General features: G+C 62.2%; 14 protein-coding genes. 4 read left to right on the forward strand and 10 right to left on the reverse strand.

From position 1 onward, the window contains the following. The 8 genes from MUB52_RS11570 to MUB52_RS11605 form a co-directional block, all read right to left on the reverse strand. Positions 1 to 882, reverse strand: a complete 882-nt coding sequence (locus MUB52_RS11570) for a CheR family methyltransferase (protein ID WP_263844381.1) — start codon at positions 880 to 882, stop codon at positions 1 to 3. After that, positions 882 to 1,340 carry a chemotaxis protein CheW gene (locus MUB52_RS11575; protein ID WP_263844382.1) on the reverse strand — a complete coding sequence of 153 codons (459 nt, stop codon included), beginning with the start codon at positions 1,338 to 1,340 and terminating at the stop codon, positions 882 to 884. Before MUB52_RS11575 ends, MUB52_RS11570 begins: the two co-directional genes overlap by 1 nt. Continuing rightward, positions 1,337 to 3,595, reverse strand: a complete 2,259-nt coding sequence (locus tag MUB52_RS11580) for a chemotaxis protein CheA (RefSeq protein WP_263844383.1) — start codon at positions 3,593 to 3,595, stop codon at positions 1,337 to 1,339. Before MUB52_RS11580 ends, MUB52_RS11575 begins: the two co-directional genes overlap by 4 nt. A gap of 9 nt (positions 3,596 to 3,604) precedes the next feature. Further along, on the reverse strand, positions 3,605 to 3,970 hold the full coding sequence (locus tag MUB52_RS11585; protein ID WP_263844384.1) for a response regulator: 366 nt from the start codon (positions 3,968 to 3,970) through the stop codon (positions 3,605 to 3,607). Continuing rightward, the gene (locus tag MUB52_RS11590) at positions 3,967 to 4,242 is read right to left on the reverse strand and encodes an STAS domain-containing protein (RefSeq protein ID WP_263844385.1); all 276 of its coding nucleotides are present in this window, start codon (positions 4,240 to 4,242) and stop codon (positions 3,967 to 3,969) included. Before MUB52_RS11590 ends, MUB52_RS11585 begins: the two co-directional genes overlap by 4 nt. A gap of 229 nt (positions 4,243 to 4,471) precedes the next feature. Next, a complete protein-coding gene (locus tag MUB52_RS11595; protein ID WP_263844386.1) occupies positions 4,472 to 5,554 on the reverse strand; it encodes a methyltetrahydrofolate cobalamin methyltransferase in 1,083 nt (360 codons plus the stop codon). 15 nt (positions 5,555 to 5,569) lie between these two features. Further along, positions 5,570 to 6,496, reverse strand: coding sequence for a methylenetetrahydrofolate reductase (locus MUB52_RS11600; RefSeq protein ID WP_263844387.1), 927 nt, complete (start codon positions 6,494 to 6,496; stop codon positions 5,570 to 5,572). 48 nt (positions 6,497 to 6,544) lie between these two features. Next, positions 6,545 to 6,841, reverse strand: coding sequence for a virulence factor (locus tag MUB52_RS11605; protein ID WP_263844388.1), 297 nt, complete (start codon positions 6,839 to 6,841; stop codon positions 6,545 to 6,547). A 279-nt stretch (positions 6,842 to 7,120) separates the two neighbouring features. On the opposite strand from MUB52_RS11605, the gene MUB52_RS11610 reads away from it, so the two are divergent. From MUB52_RS11610 to MUB52_RS11625, 4 genes are all read left to right on the forward strand, one after another. Further along, the gene (locus MUB52_RS11610) at positions 7,121 to 8,236 is read left to right on the forward strand and encodes a Ppx/GppA phosphatase family protein (protein WP_263844389.1); all 1,116 of its coding nucleotides are present in this window, start codon (positions 7,121 to 7,123) and stop codon (positions 8,234 to 8,236) included. Then, positions 8,236 to 8,958 (forward strand): RlmE family RNA methyltransferase, encoded by a 723-nt coding sequence (locus tag MUB52_RS11615; RefSeq protein WP_263844390.1) that lies wholly within the window; start codon positions 8,236 to 8,238, stop codon positions 8,956 to 8,958. Before MUB52_RS11610 ends, MUB52_RS11615 begins: the two co-directional genes overlap by 1 nt. Before the next feature lie 89 nt (positions 8,959 to 9,047). Beyond that, on the forward strand, positions 9,048 to 9,620 hold the full coding sequence (locus MUB52_RS11620) for a hypothetical protein (RefSeq protein WP_263844391.1): 573 nt from the start codon (positions 9,048 to 9,050) through the stop codon (positions 9,618 to 9,620). 439 nt (positions 9,621 to 10,059) lie between these two features. Next, positions 10,060 to 13,086, forward strand: a complete 3,027-nt coding sequence (locus MUB52_RS11625) for an ABC transporter transmembrane domain-containing protein (protein WP_263844392.1) — start codon at positions 10,060 to 10,062, stop codon at positions 13,084 to 13,086. A 60-nt stretch (positions 13,087 to 13,146) separates the two neighbouring features. On the opposite strand, the gene MUB52_RS11630 is transcribed toward MUB52_RS11625, so the two are convergent. Both MUB52_RS11630 and MUB52_RS11635 read right to left on the reverse strand, forming a co-directional pair. Then, a complete protein-coding gene (locus MUB52_RS11630) occupies positions 13,147 to 14,697 on the reverse strand; it encodes an alanine/glycine:cation symporter family protein (protein ID WP_263844393.1) in 1,551 nt (516 codons plus the stop codon). Positions 14,698 to 14,709: 12 nt separating this feature from the next. Further along, complete coding sequence (locus MUB52_RS11635) at positions 14,710 to 15,147, reverse strand: universal stress protein (RefSeq protein WP_263844394.1); 438 nt, start codon at positions 15,145 to 15,147, stop codon at positions 14,710 to 14,712. Positions 15,148 to 15,152 lie beyond the last annotated feature (5 nt).

The raw sequence follows: 15,152 nt of genomic DNA on the forward strand, positions 1-15,152 counted from the left end.
TCAGGATTCCTTTAGTGGCGTTGAGGGGTGTAGACCCGCGGCGACTGGTCTGTAGGTGGTAGGCCCGCTGGTGGTGAAGCCAACGTCATCTGGTTCGGCAATACGCTCCGAGTGTCCGAGGAACAGGTAGCCGTCCGGTTTTAGAATATTGTGAAAGCGCGGCCAAAGCCGGTTTTGGGTTTCAAGGTCGAAGTAGATGACGACATTTCGACAGAATATGATGTCCATCTGCTGCTTCATCGGCCAATTTGACAGCAAATTCAGCTCCTTGAAGGCAACCATGTCTCGAATTTTTTTGTGTGCGGAGAAAATGACTTCTCCATTCAGTGTTTCTTTGTCGAAGTAGCGTTGCAAGAGCGTGTCGGGTACGCCCGAGATCAGACGATCAGGATATCTTCCTTCTGTTGCAAACCTCACGACATTCGCATCTATGTCCGTCGCCAGAATGCGGATATCGAATTCGGCGATTTCAGCAGAGAACTCCAGAAGTGTCATCGCGATGGAAAAGGCTTCCTGGCCGTTCGAGCAGCCCGCGGACCAGATACGTACCTTCTGTCCGGATCGAAGCTTTGGAAGGAGATTTTGCCTCAGCGCTGCGGTCAGAACATCGAAGTGGTGCTTCTCTCTAAAGAAGTGAGAGACATTGGTCGTCAGAGCAGAAATCATATGGCGGCGCTCAGTTCGGCCGTCTTCGGAGCAGACGAATGCACTGTAGTTCTCGAAGTCCGAGATGTTCAGCGCGCGGAGACGATGACGCAGACGAGACTGTATCATCGACGTCTTTTCCACCGCCAGCTGCAATCCGCTTTCGCGATACGCCAGTTGAGCGATTGCCGCGAAGCTTTCCGCAGTCAGGCCATTATCGCCAATTCGGTCGGTCATTATGCTGCGTTACTCTGCACTGAAGTCACAATGGAACTGAGGTCTAGAACACGGATCATCCGTTCGTCGATCAGCGTCAGGGCGCTGACGACATTGGGCGAGCTATTTGCTTGCATCTCCGGCGGCGGTTGCAGATCATCATCGGTCAGCGCGATGATGTCTGACACCGCATCAACCAAAAGACCTGTCATAACATCCCCGTGGTTTACGACGATGATCACGTTCCGATCGGTTTGCTTCTGCGGCTTGAGGCCCAGTCGTTCGGACAAATCCATCACAGGCAAAACGGTTCCGCGAAGGTTGATCACACCCTTCATGTAACTCGGCGCATGTGGCAGCGGCGTTGTCTTTGTCCAGCCACGGATCTCTCTTACCGACATGATATCGAGAGAATACTCCTGATCTGCCAATTGAAACGTCAGCAATTCGATCGCGGTGGGTGTCTCTTTGTCACTCATGCCGTCAGTCCTGTGGTTACTTGTGGTGCGCAAGCTCCGCTGGAGCCGATTGCGTTTGTTATGATGTCCGAGGTGTCAAGGATGAGCGCGATCTGGCCGTCACCCAGGATCGTAGCGGCGGCGATGCCCGGAGCACGGTAGAAGCTGTCGTCAAGACCTTTGATGACGACTTGGCGCTGGTCCTGAATGCTGTCGATAATGAGTGCAGCCCGGCTGCCATCTTCATGGGCGATAAGCAGAACCACCGAGCCATCGTAATCCTCGACGGGGTCGCGATAGCCGAGCTCTTTTCCAAGATCGAAGAGTGGAACGAACCCGCTACGAACTCGAACGACGTGAGCTCCCGGGCGAACCATCTCAACATCTTGATTGGTCAGCGTCAGCGTTTCTATGACGACGTTCAAAGGCAGTACGAGAGTTTCTTCTGCAACTTGGACGACCATGCCATCGAGCACCGCGAGGGTCAGGGGGAGCGAGATGGAGAAGGTCGTTCCTTCGCCCGGAGTTGATGTGATCGAGATCCGACCACCCAAAGCTTGGATGGATGTTCGCACGACATCCATTCCCACACCGCGACCGGAGAGATCCGAGACCACCGATGCGGTGGAGAAGCCCGGCAAGAACAGAAGATTGTCGATCTCCGTGTCCGAGAGGGTGGCATCCGGTGAAACCAGGCCCTTGTCAATCGCGATCTGCAAAACCTTCGGGCGGTTGATGCCGCCGCCGTCGTCGGACACTTCGATAACGACGCGGCCGGACCTGTGTGCAGCCGTGAGGTTCACCCGTCCCTGTTCCGGTTTGCCTGCAGCGATGCGCGCCTCGGAGTCTTCAAGGCCGTGATCCACGGCGTTCCGGATCATATGTGTCAGCGGATCAGCCAGTCTTTCGATCACCGTCTTGTCGACCTCGGTGCTTTCGCCGTCGGTATGGAGGCGCACGTCTTTACCGACCGCCGCGGAGGCTTCGCGCACGATGCGCGACATCCGCTGAAAGAGCGATTTGACCGGCTGAGCCCGGATCATCATCACACTGTCCTGGATGTCGCGGGTGAGACGCTGAAACTCTTCCAACCCGTTCATCGCGTCGGAGTGGGGTGAGAGCCCGGAGCGTTCCAGGCTTTGCGACAGCATCGCCTGATTGATGACCAACTCACCAACAAGGTTTACGAGGCGTTCGATCCGATCAAGGTCGACACGAACAACGGATTTGGCGGCGGCGGGAGCTGCCTGCTTGGCAGGTGCCGGTGCTGCCTTCATCGGAGCTGCCGGCGCCGGTTCGGCTTTGCTCTCTTGCGGAGCATCGGCCACCGGTGTCTCGGTCGGCGGTACAGGGGAAGGCTCCGCCGGCGCATCGGCTTTCACGACCGGCTCATCCTCCTGGACTGGCGGTTCCTCGTCTGCCGGAGACTCCTGCGAAGGCGCGCTGCTCACGTCATCGGCAGTCTTTTTTTTAATATCGAGCGTGCAGAGCCCGTCGACGAACTCGAAAGCGGCGGCAATCTCTGCCTCCTCAACATCCGTTTCGATATCGATCGTCCATGACAGATAGGATGTCTCGGCCGCCAAAGCGTCGAGGTCGGGCAAATCGTCCAGATGGCAGGTCACCGTGCATGTGCCCAACTCATCCAGAGCGCGCAGCATGTGAAACGGTTCGTTGCCGGTTTCGAAGAGATCGTTGTCCGGCTTGAAGCGGATCGTAAAGCCAGACGGCGCGGCAGTCGGCAGCGCATCCAAGGGTGGAAGATCCGGGATTGACCCTTCCTCGTCGTCGCCGCCCAGATCCAGGTCGAGCGAGAGAACGGCAGGCTGGAAGTCGATCTCTTCTTCCTCTGCGTCGTCTGCTTCCTCTTCGATCCCGGCTTCACCAAGGAGGCCGTTCAGCGAGTCGAGAAGGGCCGCAGTCTCTTCCGTCGGCAGTTCACCATCGTCGCGGCTGATGCGCACGAGATCCGACAGGTGGTCGGCACACTGAAAGAAGACCTTGCGGGCTTCCGTATCGGGCGACATGCGGCCGGCGCGCACCTCGTCCAACACCGTCTCGAAGCGGTGCGCAAATCGAACCAGGGCTTCGAGACCGAAGGCGCCGGCACCACCTTTGATCGAGTGCACGGCACGGAAGACAATGTTGATGGTTTCGGGGTCATCATCGCCGTCGTCGAGCGCCTGAAGACCGTCTTGCAAAGCTTCCAGCAGCTCTTCGCATTCGATAAAAAACGAGGCGCGAATTTCCGCCATCGGATCGTTGGTGTTAGACATGAGCCCCTCTTACCCCGCGACCATCTGCAGAGCTTTGATCAGTTTCGTCGGATCGAACGGCTTCACGATCCACCCGGTTGCGCCGGCATCGCGGGCCCGTGCTTTCAGCTCGGGGGCGGCCTCGGTCGTCAGGACAAGAATTGGGGTTGCGCGGTGCTTGTCTTGTCCGCGCACCGCGTCGATGAAGCCGAAGCCATCCATCCGCGGCATATTGATGTCGGTGATGATGGCATCGGGCTCGATCCCTTCGAGCACTTCGATACCATGCACGCCATCATCGGCGGTGTGCACGTTGAAGCCGGCGGGCAACAGCGCCAACCGGATCATGTCGCGCATGGTGCGGCTGTCATCAACGGCAAGGATCTCCAAGCTCATGTCCGCCCCCGCGCAATTGTTTCGGGGCTCATGCCCATGACGCGCAGCTGATCGGTGACCCGGTCCGTTGCATTGATGACCGAGACGGCGCGGCCGGCGGCCACGGCACCGGTGGCGGCGGCCAGCATCACCTGCAGGCAGAGGGCGCCCAGATGTTTGACCTCGGACAGATCCATGATGAGGTCGCCTTCGGCATGCTCTTTCAGCTGGGTCTTGAGTGCTGACGCTGCGGGCAGGTCGAGGCGGGAGGCGAGAACGATAGGGTCACTCATTGCGCTGGTCTCCGGATGAAGGAATTGTGCGGCTGCATCGCTCTCTCCACGTCAACTGATCTCACGAATGGAGGGGTTGTAGAGCGCAGGACGTTAAGACGGAGTTACCCGCAAAAAAACTTTTCAACCGCTCGGCATCGGGGGTGGTGTCAGTGGCTCTCGCCGCGCCGGCAAGCACAAAAAACCCGGCCGATCAGGCCGGGGTCCTCATCCATGACGATGGGCGACGTCAGGCGCGCCGCCGTCGTCCCCCGACGCGGCCCGCGCGGCCGCGTCCTTCGTGCCCCGGCTTCGGCGCTTCCTTGTTGAAGGTGATCCAGGCCCCACCATGCGGGTCGTTGTTTGTCAGGAAATTCGCGGCCCGAATCGCCTCCATTTCCTTGCCCGGGCGCGGCTTGGTCGAGCCAAGGCCGGTGAGCTGACAGAAAAGCTCCGGGTCCATGTCGTCAGGCACACTCACGCCGGCTGCCGCGAGTTCCGCCCGCTTCGCCTCGATCTTGGCCGCCGAGACGGGCAGGGCCACCGGGTTCATGATCGCCGAGGTCATGCCCGCGCCCATGGCCATCGGCAAAAAGGCGTTGTTGATCCCGTGACGGTTCGGCAACCCGAAGGAGATGTTCGATGCACCGCAGGTCGTGTTCACGCCCAGCTCTTCGCGCAGGCGGCGCACCAGCGTGAAGACCTGATTGCCCGCGGTGGCCATGGCTCCGATAGGCATCACCAGAGGATCGACGACGATGTCATGGGCGGGGATACCGAAGTCGGCGGCCCGCTCGACGATTTTCTTGGCGACGGCAAAGCGCACGTCGGGGTCTTCCGAGATGCCGGTGTCATCGTTGGAGATCGCCACGACCGGCACATTATACTTCTTCACCAGCGGCAGCACGATGTCCAGCCGCTCTTCCTCGCCCGTCACGGAGTTCAGGAGCGGACGGCCCTCGCAGGCCTCGAGGCCGGATTCCAGCGCCCCGGGGACCGAGCTGTCGATGCAGAGCGGGACATCGACAATGGCCTGGACACGCTCGACCAGTTCCTTCATCAGCGGCGGTTCGACGAAATTGTTGTCGGCATAGCGTGTGTCTTCTGCCATCTTGTTGGTGAAGACGGCGCCCGAGTTCACGTCGAGCACGTTCGCGCCTGCCTCGACCTGCGCCACCGCATCCGCTTCCACCGTCGAGAAATCCCCCGCTTCCAGTTCCAGCGCCAGCTTCTTGCGACCGGTGGGGTTGATCCGTTCGCCGATCACGCAGAAGGGCTGATCAAAGCCGATGATCGCGGTCTTGGTCTTGGATTCGACGATTGTGCGGGTCATGCAGCGGTCCTTAGGTCAGGCGTTGGCGGGAACGGCGGAGGCACCGCCGTTGTCGATGGCCCATGTGGCGTTCGTCTTGATGCCGCCCAATGGGAAGAAGTGCACGTTGGTGATGTTGAAGTCCGGGTGCGCCGCCTTGTGCGCGGCGAGGACGCCGAGCACATCCGTGGGCTCATAAGGCAGCAGCAGCTTGGTCACGTCCATCGCGCGCTTCTGCAGCACCTTGAGCGACGGGCCGACGCCGCAGGCGATGGCGAATTTGATCAGGGTTTGCAGCTTTGCGGGGCCCGCAATGCCGATGTGGATGGGCAGGGTGATGCCTTGCGCGGCCAGATCGTCGGCCCAGGCGATGATCGGTTTGGCATCGAAGGCAAACTGCGTGGCGATCGCCATCTGCGCATCCGTCCGGCTTTGGAAGTCGTTCTTCCATTTCAGCGCGGCGGTCACATTGGTCATGGAGCCGTCGGCGTCGATGTCGCGGTTGCCCTCTGGGTGACCGGCCACATGCAGGCGCTCGAAGCCTGCTTCATCGAAGAGCCCGGTCTCCATCAGCTGCATGGAGCTGTCGAAATCGCCATGCGGCCTCGCCACGCCCCCGGCGAGCAGCAGCGCCTGTTTGACGTCCGCCTCGCCCTGATAGCGTGCGATCCAGTCGGCGAGCGTTGCCCTGTCCTTGATGATACGCGCCGGGAAATGCGGCATGACCGGGTAGCCGTCGGCGTTCAGGCGCTTGGCGGTTGCGACCATGTCGTCGATGGGCGTGCCTTCGATGTGAGCGACATAGACGCGCGTGCCCTCGGGCAGCAGGTCGCGGAAGTTCTCGACCTTCTCGGCTGTGCGCGGCATCACCTCGATGGAGTATCCCTGCAGGAACGTCTCGACCTCCGGGTTGGTCGGGGTCAGCACGGGGGCCGCTTTCTTCTTGAAATTCAGCAGAGCCATCAGACGGTCCTTTCGGGTCAGAAGAGGGTCGAGGAAGCGCAGCAGGGGTCAGGCCCAGCCGTCGTTATCAATCAGCGCCTTTATGCGGTCGCGGTCGTATTCTGTGTCGAGCCGCGCCGCCTGCGCGTCGGCAATCGCCTCCGGGTCGCCGTCGACCGAAAACGGATCGGCCTTGCGCCACTCTCCCAGATATGCATCGGTGTCCGCAGCACCCACCTTCATCGCCGCCCGGTCGATCGCCTGCTCGAACCGCTCGGGAAGAGGGCGCTTGGCCCCACGCCGCCCCTTGCCCACAATCACCTGGGCCGGGATATCGCGCCAGTAAACAATTGTCACATCGGGCATGGGCTGATTCCCTATGAGCATCTCTTCGCGCCTGTCTAACGGCTGCTGATCCGTTTTCGAGGCCGAATTTCGACAGAACGCGCGTTGTCCGCGACCCCGTGGGTGTATCGCATCTGCGCGCGCAGAGCGAGCGATGCGCGCCGCCAAAATCCTCATGATGACTGTGAGGCGCACTGCATCGGCCGGGCCGGGAGCGGTATGTCCTGGGACACAGCAGCGCTTGCGCACGGGCGCGCGCCGGATTACTCTACCCGCAACTCGAAATGAAAGGCGCAAAAGATGGCGCCACAGCGTCCCAAAGGTGCGGGCGCGCTCGAAAAAAAGACGGCTCTGAGCCCCGCGCCAGTTCCGCCCCGATCCGGTGAGCTTTATGCCGCGCTCGATCTGGGCACAAACAGCTGCCGCATGTTGATTGCCCAGCCGAAGGGCAATGGTTTTCATGTGGTCGACAGCTTCTCCAAATCCGTGCAACTGGGCGCGGGGCTGGAGAAAACCGGGCGGTTGTCGCGCGGATCTATGACGCGCACCATCCAGGCCCTGCGCATCTGCCAGCAGAAGCTGCGGCGCAACAAGGTGCGGCGGATGCGCCTCGTGGCCACCGAGGCCTGCCGCCGGGCGCTCAATGCACAGGATTTCCTGCGCCGCGTGCAGCGCGAGACGGGGCTGCGGCTGGACATCATCAAACCGCAGGAGGAGGCGCAGCTGGCCGTGATCTCCTGTGCGCCGCTGGTCAGCCGCAATACCGAGAACCTGCTCGTGGTGGACATCGGCGGCGGCTCGACCGAGCTGGTGTGGATTGACCTGACGGATGTGCCGCGCCACGACCGGCCGCAATCGATCATGCGGCTGCACAACGGGTTCAATCCGGTGATGACGGACCTGCCGCAGGCGCGGGTGGTGGACTGGATCTCGGTGCCGCTTGGGGTCGCGACCCTGCGCGACCAGTTCAACGACGTCGAAGACGATGCGGCGCGCTTTGCGCTGATGAGCTGGTTCTTCGAGGAGAACCTTGCGGACTTCACGCCTTATCACGACACGCAGCCGCATGAGAAATTCCAGATCGTGGGCACCTCCGGTACCGTGACCACGGTGGCCGCGAGCCACCTCGGTCTCAAACGCTACGACCGCACGAAGGTTGACGGGCTGCACATGACCTCGGATCAGATCGACCGGGTGATCCGCTCGTATCTCGCGCTCGGCCCGGCGGGTCGGCGGGCCGATCCGCGCATCGGGCAGGACCGGCAAGCGCTGATCATGTCCGGTTCGGCGATCCTGCAGGCGCTGATGCGCTGCTGGCCGACGGACCGGCTTTCGGTGGCGGATCGCGGGCTGCGCGAGGGGCTGCTCTACGCTCAGATGAATGCCGACGGCGTGTTGGAAGACGGAGAGTTCTGATGGCAAAGACGCCAAGCGGCAAGAACACATCCGGGCGCGGGCAGCGTGAGCTGAAGGTCAAGGTCAAATCTGCCCGCGGGCGCAAGCTCAGCTCGACCCGCTGGTTGCAGCGGCAGTTGAACGATCCTTACGTCAAGCGCGCCAAGGCCGAGGGGTATCGCGGCCGCGCGGCCTACAAGATCATGGAGCTCGATGACAAGTATCGCTTCCTCGTGCCCGGCGCACGGGTGGTGGACCTTGGGGCGGCTCCCGGTGGCTGGTGCCAGGTGGCGGTGAAGCGGGTCAATGCGCTGGGGGAGAAGTCGGGCAAGGCCGTGGGCACCATCCTCGGCATCGACTTGCAGGAGATGGAGCCCATCGCGGGCTGCGATCTGCACCAACTCGACTTCATGGAGGAGGATGCGGATCCCAAGGTGAAAGAGTGGCTGGGCGGCAAGGCGGATGTTGTGATGTCGGACATGGCGGCCAGCAGTTCCGGCCACAAGCAGACCGATCACCTGCGGATCATCGCGCTCTGTGAGGCGGCTGCATATTTTGCGTTCGACGTGCTGGACGAGGGTGGCACTTTCGTGGCCAAGGTCCTTGCGGGCGGGGCGGAAGGCGAATTGCAGAAGCTGCTGAAGCAGCGATTCTCCAAGGTGGCCAACATCAAACCACCCGCGTCACGCTCGGACAGCTCCGAAAAATTCGTTGTGGCAACAGGGTTTCGCGGCGCCCGCTGACCGCTTTACCATCCATTAAAGAAGTTCAGCTTAGCGTGAGCGCAGTTTTGCGCCGCCTCTGGCGTATCCACGCTGAAAAGGACCCATAGATGCTCCGCACATTTGCACTTTCCCTCCCGGTCGTCGTTGCAGCCAGCATGGCGGCTGCCGTCGAAGCACCGCCCGCAATGACAGCCTTTGTCGAAACCGACATCATGTCCTGGGCGCAAAGCCAGCAGGTGATCGACGCGGTGAACGAAAAGAACGGCAAGACCGCGGGCGTGAGTGCGGCGCAGATTGAAGAGTGGGACACCCAGTGGCGCGCGGAAGTGGGCCAGACGGACCAGCCGCTGGTCAGCGCGGTCATGTCCCACCCGCTCTCGGCGTTTCTGTCCGAGCAGGTGGCCGCATCGGGCGGACGTATCACCGAGATTTTCGTCATGGACGCCGTCGGCCTGAACGTGGCGGCCAGCGATGTTACCTCTGATTACTGGCAAGGTGATGAGGACAAGCACATCAAGACCTACGGCGTCGGCCCCGATGCGATCCACGTCAGCGAGATCGAATTCGACGAGAGCACTCAGACCTACCAGGGGCAGGTCTCCTTCACGCTGACCGACCCGGCGACCAACCAGGTGGTCGGGGCGATGACGGTGGGCCTGAACGCCGAAGCCTTCTACTGATCGCAGATGCAGGCGCGCCTTCGGACGCGTCTGCCAAGGCAGACGTCCTGCCTCCTCTGACCCACGCGCAGAAGATCCTTTGACATCTTGATGGCCTTCCCGGTTCGGGCAGGCCATTCTGCTGCTGGCGCCCTCCCTTTTTCCGAAATCCTTTGAAGAGGCAAGGTCAGGGGAAGCGCGCAAATCGGCTCTGGCCCCAAAGGACTCTTCAAAGACCAACCGCGTGATTGCGACTTCGGGGGTCGTCCTGGCCGTGTCGTTCATGTCGCTGGAGCGCGGTATCCTGGCCGGGCGACGCCCTGAGCCGTTGCCGGCGCCCCCGTTGCGTGACCGCAGGGCTATGGCCGCGTTGTGACGAAGCCGTTTCGCGAATGACATCGGCTGGGCTATGCTGCCTGAAAACACGGACGGCGCAGGAACCGCAGCACCTGGGTCTCGCATGGGGGTGCGAACCATCGAAAAGTCTCTCTTTCAATTCATTTGGAAGTACTCGAAGCGTGACCAACTGAAACTTCTGTTGATCACCAGCACGCTGTTTCCCTTTCTATACCTGACGCTGGAGCTGCCGAAGCGGATCATCAATGACGCCATCGGGGCGCAGGCGACGAGTGTTGCCGCCTTCGGTCTCGAGTTCACCCAGCTCGGCTTTCTGTTCCTGCTCTGTGCGGCCTTCCTCGCCTCCGTGCTGGCGCATGGGCTGCTCAAGATGCGAATCAACACGCAGAAGGGTATCCTGTCCGAACGCCTTTTGCGGCGTCTGCGCTACACGCTGATCTCGCGCATGCTGCGCTTTCCCAAGGCCTATTTTCGCCGCACATCGCAAGGTGAACTGGTCGCCATGATCACCGGCGAGACCGAGCCGATGGGCGGTATGATGGGCGACGCGCTCACCCAACCGGTGCTGCAGGCCGGGCAGATGCTCACGATCCTGATTTTCCTGTTTCTGCAGAGCGTATGGTTCGGCCTTGCCGCAGTGGCGCTCATCCCGCTGCAAGCCTGGCTGATCCCGCGGCTTCAGCGGCACATCAATGTGATGAACAAGGAGCGGATCAAGGAGGTACGCCAACTGGCGGCGCTGATCGGCGAGAGCGCGGCGGGCGCGTCCGAGCTGCGCATCCACGGCGGCTGGCGATACCGTCTCTCGGCGATCAGCCATCGGTTGGGGATCATCTTCGGGATCCGCCTGCGGATCTACCGGAAGAAGTTCTTCATGAAGTTTCTCAACAACTTCATCACCCAGCTGACGCCGTTTTTCTTCTTCTCGGTCGGCGGCTACCTGGTGATCAACGGGGCGGTGTCGCTTGGGGCGCTGGTCGCAGCACTTGCGGCCTACAAGGATCTCAGCGCCCCGTGGAAGGAGCTGCTTGCCTTTTACAACCAGGCACAGGACATGTCTCTGCGGTGGGAGACGGTGACGGAGAAATTCTCGCCCACGGGGGTGATTGATGAGGCACTGTTGCAGGGCACGCCGGATGAGATCCCCCGCCTGAGCGGTGCGATTGCGCTGAGCGATGTGACGGTGACCGACGCGGACGGCAACCCGGTGCTGGAGAAGATCACCGCGCGCTTTGCGCCGGGATCTCTGGTGGCGATCGATGCGCCGAGTGTCGAGGACCGGCAGGCGCTCGCCGATGTGCTGACCCGAGAGGTGATCCCGGCCAGTGGCGGCGTGACGGTGGGCGACCAGCCGCTGGCGGGGCTGCATCAATCGGTGATCGCCGCGCGCATCGGGCACGCACAGCGCAGCCCGGTGCTCTTTCGCGGCAGTCTGGAGGACAACGCGGTGATGCCGCTCAAGCCGCATCCCGGAGGTGAGATATCGGAAGAGATGCAGCGCGCCACGGAGGAAAGCGCGCGGGCGGGCGCTGGCAATGACCCGGTGGAGGCCGATTGGCTCGCGCCGGCGGTGGCCGGGTTCGAGACCTCCGGAGAGGTCCGCGCCTGGTGGCACCGTCTGCTCCAGGGCATGGGCGCGGCTGATCCGCTCTATCGCCGGGCGCTCGACCAAAGGCTCGATGACGCGACCAGCGCGGAGCTGGCCGAAGCCCTTGTGGCCGCACGCCCCAAGGTGTGGGAGGCGGTGGTGGCCGCAGGTCTCGACCGGCAGGTCTACCGGTTCGATCCCGACCGCTACAACCCAGCCCTGCCGGTCACCAGCAACCTGCTCTTTGCAACCATGCGCCGGTCGCTCAGCCAGGCGGATCTGGCCGCACAAACCGATCTCTTCGAGTTGATCCGCGCTTTGGGGCTCGAGGCCGATCTGTTGGAGCTCTCGCGCGATGTCATCGCGCTGCTGCACCGGATCTTCGGCACCGATGGCACCGAACATCCGCTGTTCCGCAAACTGGGTCTTGATCCGCATCTGTTCGAACAGTCGGTGGCGCTGGTTCTTGGTCGCCGCGCCGCCGGCGCCAAGCCGTTGAGCGATGCGGAAAAGACCCTTTTGATGACCGTGCCCGCGCATATCTCGGCCGAGCAGATCGGGCCGACCTTCACCGAAGAGATGCAGAGCCGCATCCTGGATCTGCGCAAGGCCAACGGATTCGACGCCCGCAGTGTACTGCTGTCGCTTTACGCGCCCCTGAAGCCTGACAAGATCGCGCCGGGGCTGACGGTGCTGGAGAACGCGCTCTTCGGCAAGATCTCCGACGGTGCCGGTGGCCGCGCGGATGAGCTGCGCAGGATCGCGGCAACCGTACTCGATGCAGCCGGGCTGCGCCTGCCGATCACCGAGCTGATCTACGATCTGCCGCTCTCTCTTGGCGGGGCCGATCTGCCCGCGGTCTTTGCCGAACCTTTGGCGATCAGCCGCGCCGCCATCAAGCGCCCCGATATCCTGATCCTCGACAATGTGCTGAAGGGCGAGGCGGCGGGCGATCGCGCTGCCGCGCTCAAGCGCCTGCGCGCGCTTCTTCCCGAGACCACAATGCTCTACCTCGGTGACAGCTTCGACACCTACGACGGGTTCGACAGCCACCTTGAAATCCGTCAGGGGCGGATGGTCTCGGCCGAGGACGTAGGCCGCGGGGTCGAGGAGGGCGCGGCCAGCGCCGACCTGCTGCGCAAGGTACGGGCTCTGGAGACGACGCCGCTCTTTTCCGGGCTCAATCGCAAGCAGCTTCGTCTGCTGGCCTTCGGCGCGCGGTGGTTCTCGGCCTCTGCCGGCGATGTGATCTTCCGCAAGGCCGACATGCCGACGGACGGGGCCTACATGATCCTTTCCGGCGAGGCGGTGCTGTATCATCCGGAGGACGGGGAGGCGGCCGCACCTGTGGCGGAGGTCGGGCCGGGGACACTGGTGGGTGAACTGGGCGTGATCCGCAATGTGCCGCGGGCGCTGACGATGCAGGCCAAGACGGATGTGAAGGCACTGCGTCTCGGCGCGGAAGAGCTGCTCTCGGTGATCGAGAACGATGCGGCCACGGCCTTCAAGCTCTTGCAGGTGGTGGCGGGCTACACCTCCTGAGCGGTCACCCACGTGCCGGCCCAGGAGGCCCGAGGCGGCCGGAGCCGCCCCGGTGAGAGGTCAATGTGCGAACTTCTTGATCTCGCCGCTCCGCAGGCGCGCGGAGTAGGAGCGCAGCTCCTCACGGACGATCGACATCAGGAAGTAGAGCGCCGTGATGTTGACCACCGCCATCGCAAAGATCGCCGCATCGGAGAAATCGATGACCGGGCCGAGGCTGGCCGCCGCGCCGATGACGATGAAGATGCAGAAGATGATCTTGAACGTGAGCTCCGAGGCCTTGCCTTCGCCGAAGAGGTAGGTCCAGGCCTTCAGGCCGTAGTAGGACCACGAGATCATGGTCGAGAAGGCAAAGAGCACCACGGCCAGCGCCAGAATGTAGGGGAACCAGCTGATGCCCGAGGCGAAGGCCGCGGAGGTCAGCGCGACGCCCGAATTGCCGTCGACCGTCGCGATTGCGGTGCCGGCTTCATTCAGCATGTAGTTGCCGGTGTCCGCGTCGATGATCAGCTGCTGCGAGATGATGATCACCAGCGCTGTCATGGTGCAGATCACAACCGTGTCGATCAGCGGTTCCAGAAGCGAGACAAAACCTTCGGTGATCGGCTCCTTGGTGCGCACGGCAGAGTGCGCGATGGCTGCCGAGCCGACGCCCGCCTCGTTGGAGAAGGCCGCCCGCTTGAAGCCCTGGATCAGCGCGCCGACAAAGCCGCCCGCCACGCCGAGGCCGGTAAAGGCGCCCGCGAAGATCTGGCCAAAGGCCCAGCCGACCATGTCGTAGTTGACGATGAGGATTATGAGCGCTGCGCCCACATACATGATCCCCATGAACGGCACCACTTTCTCGGTGACGCGCGCAATGGACTTGATGCCGCCGACGATGACCGCAAAGACCACCGCGGCAAAGATGAGGCCGGTGATCCAGCCCGGGTAGTCGCCGGTGATCTGGGTGATCTGGGCATGGGCCTGGTTGGCCTGGAACATGTTGCCGCCCCCCAGAGCGCCGAGGATGCAGAAGACGGAGAACAGGATCGCAAGGAGGCCGCCGCCCGGCAGGCCGCGTTCCTTGAACCCCTTCGACATGTAGTACATCGGGCCACCCGAGACGGTGCCATCGGGGTATTCGTTGCGGTATTTGACCCCGAGCGTACATTCGGTGAACTTCGAGGCCATGCCGAGAAGGCCCGCGAGGATCATCCAGAACGTGGCGCCCGGACCACCGATGCCGACGGCAACCGCCACGCCCGCGATATTGCCCAGACCCACCGTCCCGGAGAGCGCGGTCGCCAGCGCCTGAAAGTGGCTGACCTCACCGGCATCATCCGGGTCGGAATAGTCACCCTTCACCAACGCGATGGAGTGGCTGAAAAAGCGCAGTTGCACAAAGGAGAAATAGATCGTGAAGATCGAGGCTGCGACCACCAGCCACAGAACGATCCAGGGAAAGCTGGTGCCCGGCAATGGCGCGAAGATGAGGTTCACGAAAGGCCCGGTGAATTCGGCGAAAACCGCGTTGACCTGTTCATCGAGCGTGCCGGCCTCCTGGGCTTGCGCGGGCAGGGCAGCCGCCACGGCTGCACCAGCAAAAAAACCTGTTTTCAAATACTTCATGGTTGTCCCCCTTTATGAGATGACCGTGACAGGCACGGTCGCGCTCATGACAAGATTAACGGTCGAGCTGCCGAAGATGCGTTTTGTAATGCCACCTTCGGAAGAGCGGCAGACGATGATCTGGTGCCCCCCTTCCTTCTCGCAGATGCTGTTGAGCGTATGGGCCACGTCGCCGTGGCGCACGACGCCGGTGGCCTTCATGCCGCTTTGCGTCAATTGCGCGACAGCCGGGTCGACCACGCGTTCGCGCGCGGTAGAGATTTCCTCTTCCCGCCGCTTGTGCCGTTCGGCGTTTTCCTCAGCCGTCTGGAACGAGTAGGGTGACCACTCGATCACATAGGCCACGATCAGCTCGCAGTCCCCGATCTTGTTGGCCAGATCGGTGGCGAAGCGGAGGGCACGTTCGCCGGACCCCTCACCATCCAGGCCAATCACCAGTTTGGTTGTCATGATTT

Source organism: Roseobacter sinensis (genome assembly GCF_025755255.1).
In the GTDB taxonomy this organism is placed as follows: domain Bacteria; phylum Pseudomonadota; class Alphaproteobacteria; order Rhodobacterales; family Rhodobacteraceae; genus Roseobacter; species Roseobacter sinensis.

Excerpts from the sequence above, each read along its gene's own strand:
- MUB52_RS11575 (WP_263844382.1), bottom strand. The coding sequence starts at position 1,340 with ATGAGTGACAAAGAGACACCCACCGCGATCGAATTGCTGACGTTTCAA.
- MUB52_RS11625 (WP_263844392.1), top strand. The coding sequence starts at position 10,060 with ATGGGGGTGCGAACCATCGAAAAGTCTCTCTTTCAATTCATTTGGAAG.
- MUB52_RS11595 (WP_263844386.1), bottom strand. The coding sequence starts at position 5,554 with ATGACCCGCACAATCGTCGAATCCAAGACCAAGACCGCGATCATCGGC.
- MUB52_RS11580 (WP_263844383.1), bottom strand. The coding sequence starts at position 3,595 with ATGTCTAACACCAACGATCCGATGGCGGAAATTCGCGCCTCGTTTTTT.
- MUB52_RS11620 (WP_263844391.1), top strand. The coding sequence starts at position 9,048 with ATGCTCCGCACATTTGCACTTTCCCTCCCGGTCGTCGTTGCAGCCAGC.
- MUB52_RS11615 (WP_263844390.1), top strand. The coding sequence starts at position 8,236 with ATGGCAAAGACGCCAAGCGGCAAGAACACATCCGGGCGCGGGCAGCGT.
- MUB52_RS11635 (WP_263844394.1), bottom strand. The coding sequence starts at position 15,147 with ATGACAACCAAACTGGTGATTGGCCTGGATGGTGAGGGGTCCGGCGAA.
- MUB52_RS11590 (WP_263844385.1), bottom strand. The coding sequence starts at position 4,242 with ATGAGTGACCCTATCGTTCTCGCCTCCCGCCTCGACCTGCCCGCAGCG.
- MUB52_RS11605 (WP_263844388.1), bottom strand. The coding sequence starts at position 6,841 with ATGCCCGATGTGACAATTGTTTACTGGCGCGATATCCCGGCCCAGGTG.
- MUB52_RS11600 (WP_263844387.1), bottom strand. The coding sequence starts at position 6,496 with ATGGCTCTGCTGAATTTCAAGAAGAAAGCGGCCCCCGTGCTGACCCCG.
- MUB52_RS11585 (WP_263844384.1), bottom strand. The coding sequence starts at position 3,970 with ATGAGCTTGGAGATCCTTGCCGTTGATGACAGCCGCACCATGCGCGAC.
- MUB52_RS11610 (WP_263844389.1), top strand. The coding sequence starts at position 7,121 with ATGGCGCCACAGCGTCCCAAAGGTGCGGGCGCGCTCGAAAAAAAGACG.
- MUB52_RS11630 (WP_263844393.1), bottom strand. The coding sequence starts at position 14,697 with ATGAAGTATTTGAAAACAGGTTTTTTTGCTGGTGCAGCCGTGGCGGCT.
- MUB52_RS11570 (WP_263844381.1), bottom strand. The coding sequence starts at position 882 with ATGACCGACCGAATTGGCGATAATGGCCTGACTGCGGAAAGCTTCGCG.